Source organism: Pseudoalteromonas aliena (assembly GCF_038155085.1).
GTDB lineage: Bacteria > Pseudomonadota > Gammaproteobacteria > Enterobacterales > Alteromonadaceae > Pseudoalteromonas > Pseudoalteromonas aliena_A.
On the sequence record NZ_JBAKAU010000001.1, the window covers coordinates 472769 to 491459 of the forward strand.

At 35.1% G+C, this 18691-nt stretch carries 17 protein-coding genes; 3 read left to right on the forward strand and 14 right to left on the reverse strand.

Annotated elements, in window-relative coordinates; all coding sequences use genetic code 11:
* Nucleotides 1–5: 5 nt before the first annotated feature.
* Nucleotides 6–911: a MoxR family ATPase gene (locus tag V6260_RS02160; RefSeq protein ID WP_341592457.1), complete on the reverse strand. Its 906-nt coding sequence runs from the start codon at nucleotides 909–911 to the stop codon at nucleotides 6–8.
* Nucleotides 912–924: 13 nt separating this feature from the next.
* Nucleotides 925–1308 carry a response regulator gene (locus tag V6260_RS02165; RefSeq protein ID WP_341592458.1) on the reverse strand — a complete coding sequence of 128 codons (384 nt, stop codon included), beginning with the start codon at nucleotides 1306–1308 and terminating at the stop codon, nucleotides 925–927.
* A 529-nt stretch (nucleotides 1309–1837) separates the two neighbouring features.
* Between V6260_RS02165 and V6260_RS02170 the strand changes: the two genes are divergently transcribed.
* From V6260_RS02170 to V6260_RS02180, 3 genes are all read left to right on the forward strand, one after another.
* Complete coding sequence (locus V6260_RS02170) at nucleotides 1838–3166, forward strand: hypothetical protein (protein ID WP_341592459.1); 1329 nt, start codon at nucleotides 1838–1840, stop codon at nucleotides 3164–3166.
* 387 nt (nucleotides 3167–3553) lie between these two features.
* On the forward strand, nucleotides 3554–4513 hold the full coding sequence (locus V6260_RS02175; protein WP_341592460.1) for a sugar-binding transcriptional regulator: 960 nt from the start codon (nucleotides 3554–3556) through the stop codon (nucleotides 4511–4513).
* A gap of 392 nt (nucleotides 4514–4905) precedes the next feature.
* Nucleotides 4906–5391 (forward strand): DUF3653 domain-containing protein, encoded by a 486-nt coding sequence (locus V6260_RS02180; protein ID WP_341592461.1) that lies wholly within the window; start codon nucleotides 4906–4908, stop codon nucleotides 5389–5391.
* Between the two features lie 114 nt (nucleotides 5392–5505).
* Here V6260_RS02180 and V6260_RS02185 read toward each other — a convergent pair whose 3' ends face one another.
* From V6260_RS02185 to V6260_RS02240, 12 genes are all read right to left on the reverse strand, one after another.
* The gene (locus V6260_RS02185; protein WP_341592462.1) at nucleotides 5506–6078 is read right to left on the reverse strand and encodes a hypothetical protein; all 573 of its coding nucleotides are present in this window, start codon (nucleotides 6076–6078) and stop codon (nucleotides 5506–5508) included.
* 260 nt (nucleotides 6079–6338) lie between these two features.
* Nucleotides 6339–7241 (reverse strand): hypothetical protein, encoded by a 903-nt coding sequence (locus V6260_RS02190; RefSeq protein ID WP_341592463.1) that lies wholly within the window; start codon nucleotides 7239–7241, stop codon nucleotides 6339–6341.
* Between the two features lie 133 nt (nucleotides 7242–7374).
* Nucleotides 7375–7809, reverse strand: coding sequence for a hypothetical protein (locus V6260_RS02195; protein WP_341592464.1), 435 nt, complete (start codon nucleotides 7807–7809; stop codon nucleotides 7375–7377).
* Nucleotides 7810–7915: 106 nt separating this feature from the next.
* Nucleotides 7916–8347 (reverse strand): hypothetical protein, encoded by a 432-nt coding sequence (locus V6260_RS02200; RefSeq protein ID WP_341592465.1) that lies wholly within the window; start codon nucleotides 8345–8347, stop codon nucleotides 7916–7918.
* The gene (locus tag V6260_RS02205; RefSeq protein WP_341592466.1) at nucleotides 8344–8775 is read right to left on the reverse strand and encodes a hypothetical protein; all 432 of its coding nucleotides are present in this window, start codon (nucleotides 8773–8775) and stop codon (nucleotides 8344–8346) included. The genes V6260_RS02200 and V6260_RS02205 overlap by 4 nt, the downstream gene beginning before the upstream one ends.
* Before the next feature lie 1238 nt (nucleotides 8776–10013).
* Nucleotides 10014–10838 (reverse strand): alpha/beta hydrolase, encoded by an 825-nt coding sequence (locus tag V6260_RS02210; RefSeq protein ID WP_341592467.1) that lies wholly within the window; start codon nucleotides 10836–10838, stop codon nucleotides 10014–10016.
* Nucleotides 10839–11194: 356 nt separating this feature from the next.
* Nucleotides 11195–11620, reverse strand: coding sequence for a response regulator (locus V6260_RS02215; RefSeq protein ID WP_341592468.1), 426 nt, complete (start codon nucleotides 11618–11620; stop codon nucleotides 11195–11197).
* 40 nt (nucleotides 11621–11660) lie between these two features.
* Nucleotides 11661–14540, reverse strand: coding sequence for an ATP-binding response regulator (locus V6260_RS02220; protein WP_341592469.1), 2880 nt, complete (start codon nucleotides 14538–14540; stop codon nucleotides 11661–11663).
* Nucleotides 14537–15703, reverse strand: coding sequence for a hypothetical protein (locus V6260_RS02225; RefSeq protein ID WP_341592470.1), 1167 nt, complete (start codon nucleotides 15701–15703; stop codon nucleotides 14537–14539). The genes V6260_RS02220 and V6260_RS02225 overlap by 4 nt, the downstream gene beginning before the upstream one ends.
* A 9-nt stretch (nucleotides 15704–15712) precedes the next feature.
* Nucleotides 15713–16528 carry a secretion system protein gene (locus tag V6260_RS02230; RefSeq protein ID WP_341592471.1) on the reverse strand — a complete coding sequence of 272 codons (816 nt, stop codon included), beginning with the start codon at nucleotides 16526–16528 and terminating at the stop codon, nucleotides 15713–15715.
* Nucleotides 16525–17400: a type II secretion system F family protein gene (locus tag V6260_RS02235; RefSeq protein WP_341592472.1), complete on the reverse strand. Its 876-nt coding sequence runs from the start codon at nucleotides 17398–17400 to the stop codon at nucleotides 16525–16527. Before V6260_RS02235 ends, V6260_RS02230 begins: the two co-directional genes overlap by 4 nt.
* On the reverse strand, nucleotides 17393–18691 hold the full coding sequence (locus tag V6260_RS02240; RefSeq protein ID WP_341592473.1) for a CpaF family protein: 1299 nt from the start codon (nucleotides 18689–18691) through the stop codon (nucleotides 17393–17395). The genes V6260_RS02235 and V6260_RS02240 overlap by 8 nt, the downstream gene beginning before the upstream one ends.

Here is an 18691-nt window from a genome sequence, read left to right on the forward strand (position 1 = left end):
AAAATTTATACCGGAACTAATACATTTTTTAAAATATCGTTTACTTGTGATTCACCCGATTCATTATGCAAACCTAATCGATGCTGACACACACTTGCAAATACCGCTTGAACATCCTCAGGCATTACAAAATCGCGGCCATCAATAAAAGCCCAAGACCTAGCTGCTTTAGCCAAAGCCATACTGGCACGCGGTGATAACGATGCAGCAAAAGCATTGCTTGAGCGTGTGTAATTAACAAGCTCAATAATGTAGTCAATAACCGGGCTACTTAAAGTAATTTGGCTAATCTGGGTTTGAATTACCGCTAGCTCTTGTTGGTTAATGCGCTGTGGTAATTGGCTATAGTCTCGTTTTTGCATATTCAAAATTAAGCGCTTTTCGGCTTCTTTAGGTGGAAAGCCTAAGCTAATACGCATTAAAAAACGGTCTAATTGCGACTCGGGTAACGGGTAGGTACCCGATTGATAAAGCGGGTTTTGTGTTGCAATCACAAAAAATGGATTTGGCAGCGTGTATTTTTTTCCATCGACCGTTACTTGTTGCTCTTCCATTGCTTCAAGCAACGCGCTTTGTGTTTTGGGTCCTGCGCGGTTTATTTCATCTGCCAAAACTACTTGGCTAAAAACAGGGCCTTTATGAAACGTAAAGCTGTGCTCGGTAGAGTTAAATACATTAGTACCCAAAATATCTGCAGGGAGTAGATCGCTAGTAAATTGTACCCGTTGATAAGATAAACCAAGCACCGAGGCTAAAGCATGCGACAGTGTTGTTTTACCCATACCAGGCAAATCTTCAATGAGTAAATGCCCTTCGCTAAATAAGCACGTAAGTGCCAGTTTTATTTGTTGTTGTTTACCAAATATAACACTCGAAAGATCGTCTATAATCGCAATAACAGTACTATGCATGCTAACCTTTTAATTATTCTATAAGCTCTAGGCGTTTCATTACGGTGTCCACTTTTTTGACATTAAAAGGTTTTGCAATAAACCCTTTAGCGCCCATTTCCCACGTGTTTTGTACGTTTTCAAGGCTATTGTGGCCAGAACACATTACAACATGAGTGTGCGCGTAAGTACTGTTAATGTATTCCAATATTTCTGCACCGTTAGAGTCAGGTAAATCTACGTCTATAAATATAACGCCTGGTGATTTCTCATCCATAATAGGTTTAGCAGAGCTGAAATCGGCGCTTTCCAATATATCCTCAAACCCTAACTCAGTTAAAATTTGGTTTAGATAATCACGAATTTCCTTAACGTCATCAATAATGAGGATGGGCTCTAGCGGGCGAACAAATTCCATATGTAGGTTACTTCTATTATGAATACATCTAAGTGCTTTAATACTAAGCTAACCCCTTCATAAGCTCAAGAACGATACTTAAAAAACACAAATAAATAAACTGTTTATAGGTTTCTCCAACAGCCTATTTTTAAAGGTTTGCCCGCCTTAGTATCTTCTGAAAACTTATATTTTCATGAATTGTGTTGAGCAATAATGACGTATCTACAATAAATACCTTAATCCAATACTCCATTCCATCAAAATTTGATGGAACAAATTTGCTACTTAACTTATTGATTCAAAAATGTTTACAAATAAATTTTATTTTTTGTAAATGTCTTGTAATCAAAAATCGTTGACCTTTTAAATTCATTCTGTGATTATGCTCACCAGGCGGGCTTATGCTCACAAGTGTAATTTCATTAATCACTTAATGTTTTGCTCAGATAGCCTCATCTATACACACTGAATCAAAACCAATTTCATTAAATGAAAATGCAATTTAATAAAGTTGGCATCACACATCACACTAAATAAAGAGCTTATTATGTTGAATAATAAAAAGGCTAAATTTGCAACTTCTCTCATAGCGGCAGCTATGGCTACATCGGCTCCAGCACAGGCTGACATTTCTGAATATTTAGATCGCGTTGACGTAGGCTTTTTACTAATGCAAAACTTTCAGTCAATTCAGGCTAAAGACGGCGCATTCCGCCCAGAAGATGAAGAACAAGAATCAGGGTTTGGCCGTATTAGAGCCAATCTAATGCTTAAATTTCATATTAACGAGTTCATCACTGCCGATATAGATATTGCAGAAGAGCCTAATGACTTTGGTGGGGAAGATCGTGACTTTTCATTTCACAACGACTTTGCAGGTATTGAATTTGACTTGCTAGGTCTTTATGGCACATCAAAAGAAAACGCAAATTTAACACTGCGTTTGGGTAACATTGGTGGATCGCCTTTTCAATTTAAAGGTTTTCAAGACGGCGCAGATAACCAAAATAATGCACTTATTGGTAATGGTATTACCGATTACGCAACCGCAGAAAACGGCGCACAACTAAGTTACAGCGAAACTTTCGATAGTGGTGTAGTACGTGCTTATAATGTAACGGGCGGTATCACTACATCTAGTTTTGGTGAAGCGTTTCAAGAAGATAGAGGTTATAACTACCGTCTCCAAGGCACTCTAGAATTTGAAGGTGGCTTTAAAGCAGGCTTAAACTTATTAAAAGCGAATCAAGGCGACCAGTTACGTTTTGAAAACGGTGTAGCCAGTCTTGATGGTGTAACCACAACAAACTATCGCTTTGGCGATGGGGAAAACTATAATTTTTCAGCGTCACCTACGAACGAGCGTGACACTCACGTTGGCGCAATGCCAGGGCTTGAGCAATCAATCATCCAGCTTAATTTAGCCTATCAACCATCTGACGAAACAAGCCTAATTTTTATGGTTGGTAAATCGTCTGATGACTACACGTTTGCAGATGCCGCTGGTAATGCAGTTGCCGGTATTACTTACTTTGGTACAAATGGCATTGCTGATGAAAATGGCACTACGTTTGATTCAAACAGTGTAATAGAAGGCGACTCATCTGTTGAGTACTTCGTGTTTGAAGCACAACAATATCTAATCCCTAAAAAGCTATATGTAGCGGCTCGTTATGCAGAAGCCGAAAACACTTCCGATTTAATTGAACAAACAGACAACACAGTAGAGCGTATTCAAGTAGCCGCAGGTTACTGGTTTAACGATAAAACGCTTTTAAAAGTTGAGTATGTTAATCAAGAAGAAGGTATAAATTCGGGCGGACAGATCGGTAAAGGATTTGACGGCTTCACTTCTGAAATATCTGTTAAATTTTAAATCATTATCCAACTAGTTTAACTATTTATACAAAGCGCCTAAAAGGGCGCTTTGCGGGCAGTTTTAGGCGTTAAAACTGCCATAAATACCCTTGGTAAATAGATTGTAGTTTGATAATAACGGTTTAAGAACTCGCTAAAGCCAATTTTAAATTACCTTAAATAGCACTTTTATAAGGGCGCTATTAACTAAATTCTTATTACATAATCCTATGAAACCTAGGTATTTTTTATTAAGGAATGGTATATTTACAACTATAAATAACAAAAACGTTATTGATAAATAGATGCTCCAAAATTAATAAAATAATTTATATAGCAGTACATATAATTAAAATTATGTAATGAAAATAAGGACTTGGTTTTCCTTCTATTTTAAGAGGTTTACGTGGTAAAGCTATCAAATACAGAAATTAGAAAGCTAGATGATGCAGCCAGAGCAGGGTGGTTATATTATGTTGGCGGTAACACACAAGATGAAATTGCTAAAAAGCTAAATATATCTCGTCAGTCTGCACAAAGAATGGTCGCATTATCTGTTAGCCAAGGATTAATTAAAGTTAGACTTGACCACCCGATAGCTAAATGTATGGATTTGGCCGAAAAATTAAAAAGCCGTTTTGGGTTAGGTTCGTGTGAAGTTGTACCGAGCGATCCGTCAGAACCTTCATCTACACTTGGTTTAGCGCAAGCTGGCGCGGCAGAAATAGAACGTCATTTAAAATCAGAACAACCCAAAGTGCTTGCTATGGGAACCGGTCGAGTTTTACGCTCGTGTGTAGATGAGCTAAGAACCGTTGATTGTCCGCAACATAAAATTGTAGCAATGCTAGGTAATATGGCTTTAGATGGATCGGCTTCACCTTATGACGTTGTAGTAAGAATGGCCGAACACACCAATGCAAAACATTACCCAATGCCATTGCCAGTTTTACCAAGAAGTATTGAAGAAAAAGAACAGTTACACGCACAACAAAATATTACTGGTAATTTAAAACTCGCTAAAGATGCCGATGTAACATTTGTAGGTATTGGCAGCTTAGGTGAAAAATCGCCATTACATATAGATGGTTTTATTGATGCACAAGAACTAAAAGAATTACAAGAACTCGGTGCCGTTGGTGAAATGATTAGTTGGGTGTTTGATAAAAACGGTAAGCTTTTAGATTGCACAGTTAATCAGCGCGTAGCAAGTACGCCATTAAAAACAAATGCTAATAAACAGATTTATGCGATAGCTGCCGGTGAAGAAAAAGTGTTGGCCATTTTGGGCGCAGTAAGGTCAAATATGATCAGTGGATTAATTACTAACGAATATACCGCTGAGCGTTTATTAAGTATTGATTGAAAAAATTGAAAAACAAAGCATCTTTATTAGTAATACTTGTTATTGTAATAAAACCACTTAATGTCCGATACCGTCTAGTATTGGACATAGTAAGGGCGCATTTAAGCGCTCTTACTATGTAACCATTAACTGCCTATAATTTATATTATGTTAAATAGCTTATTTAACGACATATTGGCGCGTATTCCCAGTTCAAGCAAAAACCCCATCGTAAGCCCTATTCTTATATGTTTTCTCTTTTTGGTAACCATTCGCTTATTTGGGTTGAAATTAATTTATCAATCTAAAAAAAGAATGGAAAAACACAAGATAATTTATCTCGATGAACTCACTTTATTGTTTTTTCCGGATTTAGGAACGTATTTAGGTATTTATTTATTGGACTACTTAATATGGATACATTCAAAAATTTATTATTTCGTGCTGGTTTTATGAATTTTGGTAAATTAGATCGTAAAGCAACTATGGAATTTTTGCTTATAAACTCAGAACGAACTTTAGAGCGCTGGGTAAGCACAAACAAACCCTGCCCACGTGCTGTACGAATGCTTGAGCAACGAATTAACGGAGGTATGTCTTTACATAAAGATTGGGATGGTTTTTATATTTGCCGTGAAGGTTATTTGTGGACACCGCGCGGTAAACGCTACGAACCTAGCTACTTAAACAAAATAGATTTTTTGCAAAGCTCAGTTCGTTATCATGAAAGCCATGTAAAAACGTTACAACAAAAAATAGATCATTTACATGAGCTGGTTGCGGCCAGTGATACCCTAAAAGCCATAGGTAATGATTTAATTAAAATGTCTGATGAATTTGCACTCAAAGATATAGTGTTGAAGTATGGGGATAAAAAAGAGCTTAAAGCTTTTAAATAATCTCAACCTCATAACTATAAAGTTATAGCAAGTGCCCTATCGGTAATTGCTATTATTATAACCTTGTTAGAAACGGACAATAGCCAACTGTAAGTTTTCCGTTTGATGTTTTTGTTAGCCCAATCTTGACCGGCAATAATGAAAAGTCTTTTCACCTTTTTTTGAAATGAACTCATGGTACTTATTAAAGCTGCACTCATGAGGCTTATATGTATCAAGATGCAGCTCCTGTATAGCTTCAAGATACTCCCTCCCTACATTATCAGGTGCAAGAAACGAATTTTTATTCACAAAGCCTCTGCAATGTATTTTCAATTCTCCCCATGATTTTTGATAATCCCGTTTTTTATCATTTCGCAGTTCAATCATGTCCATGGGTAAATCAAAATCTACTCCTTGTTTTTGTCGTGCTTTGAGGCATTCTACTTTCACTTTATCTTCAAAAGCACAATATATTTTAAAACACGATTCTGCACTAACAAGAGATTTATACTGTTCTTGGTGTTGAAACTGGTTTTTCCATGTACTCAACGCTTTGGTAGCTATTACTAATGCACAAAAAGAGACTATTAGATTACTAACAGGTAGTAAGTCCTCAACAGAAAAGCCGCCATTTGATAAACCATAGTAATATCCAAGTATGGTTAAGAATAAGGCTACAAAGATATTTGTTAAATCAACTCTCATATTATCCTGATGGGCTAACGAGGCTGTAGAATTTCTATTTTAGAAAAACAGCCTTAGAATTTATTAAAAATTTAGCCTCAAATTGCGTTGCTACGTAAAATCTGAGGGAATAATCAACTAGAAAGTGAATTTTACGGGCTGTGTGAACACAAAAATTATCCGTTACTTTAAACTTTTGAGTAATTCTACAGCCTCAACGCCCCACTAAGAGGCAAATAATAGTTGGTTAAAATAAGCGACGAAGGAGCAAAAACCAACTGTTATTTGTCCTGCTTGAGTGGATTGTTATGTGATTTAACCAATGACTTTTCCACAGATTTAGCTGATTCCGTTATTGATTTAGATAGTTCATCAAGTTTGCTACCAATCATCTGGGAAGATTTATGAACAGTCAGTGAGTTATCTTTATTGGCTTGTTTTATAGCGGCTGAAACTTCAGTTAATTTTTCTTGAGTTCTAACGAGTTCTATAGTCAAAGGAGCAATTCCATGTTTTACGAGCTTTCGTGTCTCCGTAAATGTCTTTTCGTTAAGCTCTGTAACTATTATTTTATTTTTAATATCTATGGCTGATGTAACTAAAATAGGAACCAAAATAGATATTATAAGACCTACTACCGTAGCAACTAGAGCAAATTGAGTGAACTTCAGTTGGTTAGAAATTGTCGATATTTCTTTATCGTGTCTTATTTCTTCATCTGTTCTAAAAGAGTTTTCCACCAATACTTTTAAAGTCTCAGATACAAATATTCGTTTTCTAGAGTATTTATAAATTTGGGGCTTAATCTCATCATCTAAGAAATCACATGCTGTGTAATTAGCATTTCCATAGACTGTCCCCAGAGTTTTAAAGTCGTTTTCGCCCATAAAATAAGCAAGTTTGTGTTTTTCTAAATACTCAAATAAAGCGATAACACCTAATAATTTCTTTGAAACATCATAATCTACATTTTTTAAATCTATATTACCTTGATCAAATTCATCGGTTTTAACATATATGTCAACTTCATTTTCGGATATAAGTTTAATGTAACAGTATTCTGGGAGGTGAGATTCTCCGTAGAATGTATCAAGAAGGTTGCATAATACATTCAAAGAGTTACTTTGATCAAGCTCAATCATCTTACTCAATAATTGTTTTTCAAAACTGCTGAATACTCGCATCTACATCCTTAATCACATAACGCTCTAATAAGCCGCGCAAAAACGCGGAGCTTTCATTGTGTATAATTCGCGAAGCGAAACACAATGAAAGCGGAGTGTTTTGCGTCGGTTTTAATTAGCTTTGTTATACGTGCTAAGTGTCGTATTCTCCACTGTCCCACGGTTCAAAAAATGCCATAAAATTACCAGGTAATAATTGTACTGCCCATGCATCATCTTCATCTTCTGGTACTCGTGTAATTAAACCAATTTCAGTATTATTAAAATTTACAGAAAAAGGTTTTACTTTAATATTTCCAAACTCTATATCACCAAGACTTTGCAACATGTCATTATACTTTTTACTCGCAAACTCATCGGTAAATGAACCTCTCTCGCCTAGAATTTCTATATTCGAATCAATTAGATTACCTAACCCATCAAATTTAAATAATGCAATATATTCGCATTTATTTGGCTCAAACGGTGTAGTTAAAAAAAACTGAGAACCATCACTCGTTCTACCAATATGTTGCGCATGATAATCATCATGATGAATTGATATTAATTCTGGTTTGTTATTATGCATGATGTGATCCTGACGTATAACGCCACGTTAAGCGGCAAATTATTGTTGGCTAAAATAGTGAGGCACGAACGACAGCCAACTGTAATTTGTCCGTTTAAACGCCTTGTTATAAATCTTCTTCACGTAATGTGCTTCCGATAAAATAAAAGTCGAAATTGTGACACGCTCTTTCCAACTTTTCTGAATCTGTAGATATTGCGACACTAAAACTAAAATCATCTTGTAAGTTAAACTTTGAACCTAAATAACGTAACGATGGATTTATATCCTCGAACTTGAACCAAAATGATCCGTAATGTTTAGTTCTTACAACATATAGCGTAGATCTGGGATCACTCTCATTAGCTCTTTCAAGCTTTAAAGACACTCGTTTACCGTTATCCATTGCATCAAAAGAGAATGCATATGGATACTTGCCACTTCGATGGGATTCAATGAGAAATAAACCAGGAGAGTAGTAGTTTTTGGGAAGTTCATCAGGGAATAAAAATCCACCACCTTCGCTGAAAAAACTTAGATAATATACTCGATTTCTCATCTTTTCAGCCTCAGAACCTTACCACCATTTAAGAAGTTTTCTCCGTTTTTTGATTCCCACTTATGCTGATCTGAATAGACTTTTGGACCACCAACAATAGGTCCCCAAACAATGTCTTTATTAAATTTATAATTTCGAGTTTGCCCACTTGCTCTAATGTTTGAACGATATTCAATTGCCTCTATTTCATTTAAACTTTGAATATCAAAGTTCCAGAACTCATCATCATCGAACTGAAATTCAACAACTGACTCACTTTTATGCATTTGTACTGCCCAAGCTTTAGCTACATGTAAAGCCGTACCCAAATAGAACCCTTGACCTAATTCTCCGCCACCTAAGGAAACATCCACTTTTCCGTCGATTATCTTTTCTGCGTGAGCCTCAGCGGTTCCATGGAATGTAGAAATATTATCAAAATTACTCATAACTTCCCTGATGATTTATAACGCCTCATTCAGAGGCTAAAAATTGATGGCCAAAATAGCGAGGCACGAGCAACGGCCAACTGTTTTTAGTCCTTTGCAATGCCTTGTTATATGCCTGATAAACTTTAACTTAATTACTGAGGTTCAAAGTAAAAGTCGGTAGTAATAAACGCACTATAAATTGAGCTACCCACAATTGCCAGAACGAAATAATAGCTTTGTTACATTACGTAGTAATAAAAACAACAAAGCTTATTAGTGACCATTGGAAAACTACAATAGCGAAACCCGTAGCAGCGTTTACAAAAGTAAAAGTTAGTCACCAAATTATTAGCTAAAGCACCCTACTACATGAATTGCATATAACAGTTTAATCAGAGGACACTTTCCCTATTTTTACGCGAAAATGTCCTTATTTTATGAATGTTTATTAATAGCAGATTCAGTAAGCTATTGCCAATTATAAGTATTATTCTTTGGATAGGCTGTTTTATGATGTGAAAAAGAGGAAAGTGTCCTCATAGTATGATTATGAGGTAATGTTGTTTTTATAGCGTGGACGCTACGTGTTAAATGCCGACTTTAACACGTAGCGCTGTGATTATTTTTTGCATTTCTTTGATGCATTCTTTTAAATCTTCATTTTGGTTTTGAAAAAACCAATGTGGGTTCTATTGGTAACAACGACTGTAGTTATAATAATTATTTGCATAATGATAAAAATAAAGTCTTTTAAGTTAAGGCTTAAACTATCCATTTTTAGCCCTCTTAACCAATGTAATAAACTGCGGTACGACATTTTTTAAACTCGCAATGCCCCACACGCCGCCGTTTATGGCGACCCATGTTTGAATTAACCAGGGCAGGACACTTTATAAATTTTAAAAATTTCTGCGCCATGTCACCGAAAAACAAAGGTAGTTAGCAATAAAGCTTTAACGTCGCTGTGAAAATTCAATTAATTATGAGTAATTTTAGCATGCTCTTTTATTATGTTAAATTACCCACTAATAAATTAAATCAACCTACTTCACTTCATTATTTAACGTTGGACTGTGTTTTTTGGTAATCACTTGTGGATAATGGATATGTGTTTATATAAAATATACCGTTTGATGGTTATTGCAATCAAACGGTATTTTATGAGTCTTTATTAAAAATGCTTAGTATCTTGGTTTATATGCTAAAGCTTTATTTATTAATACCTAAAACAAAGCAAAGCGAAACCAAATAAAATCTTAAAACATTTTGTCTGCCATAAACTCTTCAATAAGCTTAGACACTTTATCTGGGTATTCATCAATAACCCAGTGTGCGGCTTTATCTATCCAAATCAATGATGAATTTGGAATTGCTTCTTCTAACATTGGTGCATATTTTGGTTTTTGAAACTTGTCTTCTTTACCCCAAATTATGAGTGTTTCATGAGGTAAGCTTTTAAGATCGCCTGTAATAGCCTCGGTATACTCTTTATTGAGCCTGCGCATGTTACTAAATAAAGCGGCTTTTCCTTTTTCATTACTCCATGGCGTTAAGTATATTTTCATTAACTCTTCAGTCATTACGCTCGAGTCGTAAACACCTTTGGGTATAAAATCTGTTAATGTATCGACAAATTCGTCTACCGTTGTTTTTTCTTCTACGCCTGGCTCTAGTAATGGCTCAAATTCGGGTATTGGCCAAGAATCAAAACATACGCTGTCGATTAAAACTAACCCGTTTACTTTATCCGGATGATTTACAGCCATTAATTGAGCTACACCACCACCAATATCATGTGCTGCAATATTAACTTTAGAAATACCTAGTTCTTCCATAAACTTACACATTATTCTACATTGCGCATTTATCGATACATCGGTGTTAATTGGCATATCAGATTCGCCAAAGTTTAGTAAATCAGGCGCTATTACGCGATGTTTTGATGCAAGTTTTGGCATCACATTTCGCCATAATAACTTATTGGTTGGTATTCCGTGTATCAATAATAAAGGTGTCCCTTGTCCCATTTCTTGATAAGCAATTTGATGACCTTCGACTGTAACGTACTGTGTTTCGCTCATATTTGCGCCTCGTTAATTTTAAAAAATTATAATATTTAGTAACCGATAAAACCGGAATATAGCCTTATAAAGCAAATTCCATCCCAAGATGAGTATTTATTAGTTATTAAAAAACGTAATGTTTTAATAGTTAAACCCTTGTGATACATGGGCTCTAGGCTAAATAAATTTACTGAAAAAATAATATTACGGGATTTGGTAGTTGTGATTATTAAACTGCTTTAAGAAGTATGAAATGATGGGACTTATATATGCAACAATTACAAAAGCGTAGTTTGTCATACTTTGAAGGAGTAATTTAATTTTTTAGCAAGCTATAAATTAAAAATAGCTAACCGCCCTACTATTTCTATTTATCATTCCAAGAAATATCTAATATTTTCAATTAATACACTTTGTTTAACTGGCTTTAATAGTAGAGCGTCAAACCCAAGCTTTATATATTTTTTATCACTATTCTCGCTTTCACAAAATGTGTGAGCGATAATTTTTGTTGTTGATGCATCGGCATGCTTTCTTATTTTTAGCATTACGTCGGTGCCTGTAAATTGCGGCATGACTATATCCATTAAAATAATATCATAAATGTTTTGAGAAACCATAAGTAGTGCCTCTATAGGACTTGCTGCAAAATCTATTAAAATATTTTCTTCATTAAGCATTTTTCTAATTACTATTTCTATTAGCAAGTCATCATCTACTAAAAGCAGTCGTTTAGTTTTGTTTATTGGCGTTGTTTTAAACTCGATAACTTCTGCCATATTTTCATTAGTGTTTTTCACGTTTTACCTCATTACTGTTTCAGTAACATATTACGCTAATTTATAACGACTTATTTTTTAAAATACGTGTTATTTGGTTTATTAAAACACCTTGTTTCACTGGCTTTAATAGCACGTCATCGAAGCCCTGTTTAACATATTCAGAATCTGTATCGGGTGTCGATGTATGCGCAATTATTTTAGTTTTAGAATTATCACTGTGTTTTTTAATTTTTAACATGGCGTCAGTTCCCGACAATTCTGGCATTACTATGTCCATTAAAATAATCTCGTAACTGTTTTGCGATACCATCAACATTGCTTCTATTGCACTGCGCGCATAATCAATTTTAATATTCTCATTTTTTAGCATTGCTCTAATCACAATCTCAACAAGTGGATCGTCATCAACCAGTAAGAGCGTGTTTTGGTGTGTGTTGGTTACTAAACTAGCTTTTACTAAATCAATATTTGTTGATGAGTTACTTGTTACTTCTTGCTCGTTATCTTTACTTTGTTTGATTGCTATGTTTACTAACATAGAAAGTGATATCGTTGATTTGTTCGCGTTACTACTTACAGTTATCGCTTTACCACCTAGCATTTTAAATATTGAAATAAAAAACTTTAACTCTAATGAAAGGTCTTTATCATCTATAAAGCGCGTTATATTATCACCCGATATTTTTTTAAGCTCAGTTATAAAGTGACTACTGTCGATCAAATTACTTAATGAAAAATCGAGGTGTAAGTAATTACGTTTACTCTCATTTTTTATCTGAGCGTTAATTGAAAGCGTTGTATTATTTGATGAGTCCAAAATCTCAGCCACTAACTGAATAACCAATTGTGAAATTAATTTTTCATCGCTTGCGACTGTTAATTTAGGTGTAACATTATTTTTAAAAACTATTTTATTTTTTTCGGCCTCTTTCGTTAAGATAGACACATTGTTATTAATCAATTTATTTAGATTAACGTTTTTGGCTTGAAGCTTTAACTTACCCATCTCTGATTTATTTATATTTACGAGTTGTTCAATAACACTTTCAAGCTGGGCACATACATCTGAGATGTTTCCAACATTGTTTTTAAATTCGTTAAAGCTTATTGGATCTTTTGATATTTCAATTAATGACTTTAAAGATGATAAAGGCGCTCTTAATTGATGGCTAAGCCTTGTAACAAATTTTTCTTTTAATTGATTTGTCTGTTTTGATTTTTCAAGAACATCTGCGAGTAAATATTCTTTTTGATGTGCTTCTGTATCATCTCTAAAGTAGCAAACGAAACCATTAAAATCGGTATGTCTTTGTAAAACAGTTATCCACTTCCCGTCTGTAAAACCTATATCTATTAATTGGTTACGGTCATCATCAAGCTTATGATGTTCATGGTAATGATTTATAATATTATGCTGCTGCGCAATACTTATCAGCTGGCTATACGATAGTTGACTGTTTTGTTTATTCACCTGTGCAAATAAAAGATTAAATGCATTGTTGGTAATTACAGGAAATTCGTGGCTGTTAAAAATAGCAAACCCATGTGGCAGTGCATCAAGAGAACTTGAAAAAAGCTCTTCTCTGTTGAGTATTAACTGATTTTTTTGTTTTATTTCGTTGTGTAAACGTCTTGGCAAACGTAAAAAATAGTACACAAACGCGAATACACAAAAAGAGATTAACCCTAATCTAATTAGGCTATATTTAGTTATTTGTGGTCGTACTATTTTATTCATTGGTTGTACATGCAAGCGCCATGTAGGTGGAAACCGACTGCTCAAAGCACTAATGCTATTTTTAATAATACTCGGGTTTACTTCCCCTTGTTTTCCTAAAGTAAACTGAGGCGTTGCTATAAAAACGTTATAATCTTCAGTGTTTAATTTGCCAATAACCGCTTTTAAAAACTTACTTAAATCAAATGCAGTAAGTGTATAAATAGAGCCTTGTTTTATTTTTATCTCAGAAATTAAGAAGGCTGTATCAGCAACTGTAAATACTTCTACTGCTTGTTTATTCGCTCTGTTATTAAATTTTTCTAACCAGTTAGTAAATCCGTACGCAGCTAAATCAAAATTATTTTTTGACCAAAGCGCAAGCTGATTATACTCAGAGTCAAACACAACATACCCTTTGTAAGTTAAGTTTTGTGATACCTGGCTTTGCACTAGGTTATTAAGCTGCTCTTTTGTATAGTCATTTTGGCTTTGTAAAAAACCTGCAATAACTAAATCTTTTTGTGATATGTACAATCCTTGATTATCAAATCGCTCTAATGCATTAAATAACGTTTTACGTAATTGCTGAGTTTGTTGATTATAATTACTTTGCAGCTCCTTTTTTTCAATAGTATAAAGTAGTAATGCAGTGAATGAGCATAATACTAATGCAATTAAAAAAGCGACAGGCGCTAAACTAAATACATGAATATACTTCTCTCCATTATTTTTTTTTGAAGGCTTTGTACTTTGGTTACTTATTGGATCCGATCTTTTATTTAACTGTGTTTGTAATAATTGAGAAAATGAAATAAATTGATCTTTTTGTGAACCAATTAATGTTTTAGGTACTAAATCAGCCATTAATAACACGCCAATTATTTTATTAGTCGTATTATAAATTGGGTATTGTGCATAAAAACGAATTAATTTATGAGTGTTGTTTGATACCTCATCAAAAAAAGTATCTTCGAATAAATATAGCTTTTCTTGTGTACAGCGCTGTTGATAGCTTAATAACTCATTTTCAACGCTTTCTTTATCGTCGCAAGTTATCAGTTGCTCTGAATAAATTTCTCTAAAATCAATAAATTTAACAATAGGCACATCATAAAATTGTTTTAGTAGTGTTAACGTTTCTTTAATTTCTGTTGATATTTCATCAGTTTGTGTATTTGCTACATTAGCATGTGAGGTAAATATATTTGAGGCGTTCATTGACGTTCTCCTTCCCCTTTAGGGGGGGTATGTATCCACGTTGTACCGTTTTGACCGCTATGTACTGGCAGTAAAACTTTAAATGGTGGCGTTAAACTACTAAGCGCCGGCTCGCCAGTGGTAATATTAATTACTGGTTCTGCATTTACTAAATTCAGTGAAGTTTTACAGTATGTAACGCCTGGCTCAATCCCTATCAAGCTCAGTGTTTCACTTATAATTAGGTTGTTTATTAAGTCGATTCCGACTAACTCAAACGTTGTTTTTAAAACAGTAAAAACAAGCGTTTCTACAATGTTTTCATCTTCTTCTAAGCGTGTACCTTCTGGACAACATATTGTACCAAGCTCTATATCAACACTTGTTCCAATACCAACTAATGACAGCGCATTCAGGGCTGTATTTAAAAGCGGTTCTACTTGTGGTAAATATAAATCAAGAATGTCACCTTGCGATTCGTACCCCGTTTGGCATGTATCACACGATTGCGATAAACCTTGATCGCTTATACCTAAAAGTGGATTACCTAAAGCTGTTACTCCAACCAAACAACTGCTGTCAGCAGGCTGCTTATCTATTTCAAAGCTTTCACAAGGTGAACCTGTTACAACCTTTTGCGATACATAGCGGGATTGGATTTGTTCACTATTAGCAGGGCATTGCTCTGGCGTACTTCTTAATAATTGACCAATAACGGTATTACCTAATTGCCCTATTGCGTAATTTGGACCTTGCTGCAGCGCATTTATATAGCTCACATTCCCGGTATTATTTAGTTTACTAACACCTTGGCTGTCGGTTGCTTCGTCGCTTAAGCCTTTTAAACAGGGATTACCTTGACAATTTGGTGCATCGTAATAAACGGCTTCGCGCGATGTAAACCTATCGTCTCGTATGCCTATTAATGCTCGGTACGTATTGTTTGCTCCACGATCTGTATAAAAAATGAGTGGTGCTTGGTGCTCATCAAAACTGACTGCAATACCAAGCGGTCTGTTATTAGCATCTACTACGGTAATTTGATTATCTACCTTAGTTTGATGGCGCTTAATAAGGGCATCCCTTACTAAAATTACCCCCCCAATTGAGCCAATAATTAAAATTGTTATAATTAATATAAGCTCAATAGTAAGTATGTATCCTTGTTGATAATGCTTTTTCATATCAAGCTCCTATAACACTTCTACAAGCATTTTAAGTACGTTCATTACTTGTAATGCTGCGGGGAAAAACACCAATACCAAAAACATCGGAAAACAAATTAAGATAATGGGAAAAGTTGTGTGCATCGCTTTTTTGTTTACCTTTTTAGCGATTAAAATATTCTTTTTTAAAGCCAGACCTTCTAGTTGAGCCTCTACTGCTTGGATAAGTGGCGTGCCTAGTTTTGAACCTATTAACATTAAGTTGGCGAGTTTTTTAATTCCTAATACGCCAGTTCTTTCAAAAAGTGAATTAAATGCAAATTCACGATCTTTACCTGCGCTTAGTTCGAATAAAAATAACTTTAGCTCTTTGTATAATGGGTGTTTTTTACTTAACCCATGATCAACTGCTAGTGCAAATGAGCGCTCTAGCGAAAAACCAGCGCGCATGTAAACCAGTAATACCCGTAAAAAAAACTCTAAACTGTTATTTATAATCGTTTTGCGTTGATTTTTACGTAATAAAAACCAGCATTCAGGTACAAAAAAACACATAAAACACAGTAATAATTTAACCGATTGGCTCAGCTCATATCCTGTTAGTTCTAATACAATAAACGCACTAAAAGTCGCAGCTACTTTAAAGCAGTACAGGCTTATTAATATTTTATTAATTTGAATCCCAGCTTGTCTTAGTTGACGTTTAGAGATGATGATTAATGGGTACCAGTTAATACTTTTAGTATCGGGTTTATCTAATTCAACCTTAAGAGATTGCCTATGAATATGAATAAACGATCCCATACTTACTAAAAGTCCGATAAGTAAAAGTATATCAATCATAATGTTACCCTTAAGCTAAGACGCAGCCATAAAAACCCAAACAGCTGACAAAGAAGCGCAACCGTTATAAATGCAATCCCATTAGGATCGCTTAACAATGGCTCAAACCAGGTTGGGTCGGTATAGCTAAATAAAGGAATTAGTGCGTAGGGTAAAAAACCACTAAATACAGCAGCGTACTTAGTACCCGAAAGCTTAGCTTTGAGTTGTTGGCGATCGAGTGTTCTTAGCGACATCATGTTACATACGCTTTTTAGCATGTCGGTTAAATCGCACTGGCTTTGTGTATGTGTGATGATGCTATGAGCGAACAATCTTACGGTTTCGCAGTTATATCTTTCAATTAAGGGCGCAAACGACGTTTCGGCATCGCTCCCCATGTTCATTCGTTGTAATAGCAAAGTGCTTTGTTTTTTTATATATGGGTCTGCATGCTCTTCAGCAAACTGCATTGATTGTTGTAGCGAGAGCCCTGTGCTTAAGCACGATTGTACGGTTTCTATAAATTCTAAAAAATGATGCTCAAATTTTGCTAATTTATAATGAGCCAGGTCAATCACGGTTATAAAACAGCTTACAAAAACTACGATTGAAATAATAAATGCGCTGGTTGATGCCTCTGGATAGTATAATTTAGCTAAAAACCATGAGCTACTTGAGAGCGAGCACGCCATGCTTATAAACCAAACATTACTTATGTTTAAACCTAGTACGCGTAGTGACAAAGTAAGTACGTCTTTTTCTTCTAAAATATCTACTTTTTTAGTAACTAGGCTGCTTTTATTTTTAGCATACAAAGAAACCAATACACTCGCTGCAAGTACGAAAGTAATAACCGCTGCTATAGCTAACAAATAATCAAGTTTAGTCATTATTAGCCTCCGGGTTACTGTGTAGTAATGCTTTCAATTCTTGTGTATTAGCGCCTTGGTCTTTCATAAACTCAATAACACTTGAGTTATCTATTAGCTCACTTTGTACTGGCTCCGCTTCGTTAATACTATAAAGCGGGCTAAAATGTGCGCCACCATTAACACGCTTAATTTCACCAATACTTTTTAGAGTTCGGGTGCCATTAGTTGAGCGAGAAACATGCACTATAAGTTGAATACTAGACGCAATTAGCGAACTTGTATGTGTATCGCTCAATTGTGCATTATGTAGTTGTACTAAGGTAGATAAGCGAATAACGGCATCATTTGCGCTGTTAGCATGTATGGTCGTCATCGAACCTTGATGACCACAGTTCATTGCTTGGAGCATATCGATTACCTCGCCTGAGCGTACCTCACCTACAAGTATTCTGTCTGCGCGCATTCTAAGAGCTGCTTTTACTAAATCTCTTAGGCTTACTGCACCTTTACCATCGCTGTTTGTGTCGTGGGCTTCTAATTGCACAACGTGGTTGTGATGCAAATTAAGCTCAGCGCTTTCTTCAATTGTTACAACACGTTCATTTGGGTTAATTGAGTTAGCAAGCACATTTAATAATGACGTTTTACCTGCCCCAGCGTTACCACACACTAAAATATTAACGCCCGTTTTCACTGCAATTTTTAAAAATGATAAGATGTTTTTATCTAAAAAATGGTTGTTAATCAAAAAGTCGTCGTTTATTTTTTTATGATTAAACTTACGAATAGACACAATAGCAGCGCTTGTACATGCTGGTGGCACAATGATATGAACACGACTACCATCTTTTAATTTGCCATCAACAATTGGCATTAATGCATTTACTTGACGGCCACAACCATCTAGTAAGCGATCAACGAATCGGCGTAAATGGCGCTCGTTATCAAACTTACTGGCTGTGCAAAGTAGTTTGCCTTGTTTATCAATCCAAATGTCTTGCGTGTCGTTTATTAAAATATCACTTACTTGGTCATCAAGCATAAACTGTGCAATAGGACCCAGGCCCTGAATTTCATCATATACAGCCTGAACAACTTGCTCTTGTTGGTATTGATTAAATGAAGATTGATTGAATTGTGGAATATCACTGCACAGGGAAGAAATTTTTTCGAGAACATTACTTGATAAAAGCGCGGTTGGTTCTTGTTCGTACTCTTCGATAACGGCATTGTGCAGTAGCTTTTTAAGCTCTTCGAAGGTACTTAAACTGGTTTGAACTTCTTCATGTTTGCTTGATAAATTAAACAT

Bases quoted from the DNA above. Each gene is read 5' to 3' on its own strand.
- V6260_RS02160 (WP_341592457.1), bottom strand. From the start codon at position 911: ATGCATAGTACTGTTATTGCGATTATAGACGATCTTTCGAGTGTTATA.
- V6260_RS02240 (WP_341592473.1), bottom strand. From the start codon at position 18,691: ATGTTTAATTTATCAAGCAAACATGAAGAAGTTCAAACCAGTTTAAGT.
- V6260_RS02200 (WP_341592465.1), bottom strand. From the start codon at position 8,347: ATGAGAAATCGAGTATATTATCTAAGTTTTTTCAGCGAAGGTGGTGGA.
- V6260_RS02205 (WP_341592466.1), bottom strand. From the start codon at position 8,775: ATGAGTAATTTTGATAATATTTCTACATTCCATGGAACCGCTGAGGCT.
- V6260_RS02210 (WP_341592467.1), bottom strand. From the start codon at position 10,838: ATGAGCGAAACACAGTACGTTACAGTCGAAGGTCATCAAATTGCTTAT.
- V6260_RS02165 (WP_341592458.1), bottom strand. From the start codon at position 1,308: ATGGAATTTGTTCGCCCGCTAGAGCCCATCCTCATTATTGATGACGTT.
- V6260_RS02235 (WP_341592472.1), bottom strand. From the start codon at position 17,400: ATGACTAAACTTGATTATTTGTTAGCTATAGCAGCGGTTATTACTTTC.
- V6260_RS02185 (WP_341592462.1), bottom strand. From the start codon at position 6,078: ATGAGAGTTGATTTAACAAATATCTTTGTAGCCTTATTCTTAACCATA.
- V6260_RS02170 (WP_341592459.1), top strand. From the start codon at position 1,838: ATGTTGAATAATAAAAAGGCTAAATTTGCAACTTCTCTCATAGCGGCA.
- V6260_RS02180 (WP_341592461.1), top strand. From the start codon at position 4,906: ATGGATACATTCAAAAATTTATTATTTCGTGCTGGTTTTATGAATTTT.
- V6260_RS02230 (WP_341592471.1), bottom strand. From the start codon at position 16,528: ATGATTGATATACTTTTACTTATCGGACTTTTAGTAAGTATGGGATCG.
- V6260_RS02220 (WP_341592469.1), bottom strand. From the start codon at position 14,540: ATGAACGCCTCAAATATATTTACCTCACATGCTAATGTAGCAAATACA.
- V6260_RS02225 (WP_341592470.1), bottom strand. From the start codon at position 15,703: ATGAAAAAGCATTATCAACAAGGATACATACTTACTATTGAGCTTATA.
- V6260_RS02195 (WP_341592464.1), bottom strand. From the start codon at position 7,809: ATGCATAATAACAAACCAGAATTAATATCAATTCATCATGATGATTAT.
- V6260_RS02190 (WP_341592463.1), bottom strand. From the start codon at position 7,241: ATGCGAGTATTCAGCAGTTTTGAAAAACAATTATTGAGTAAGATGATT.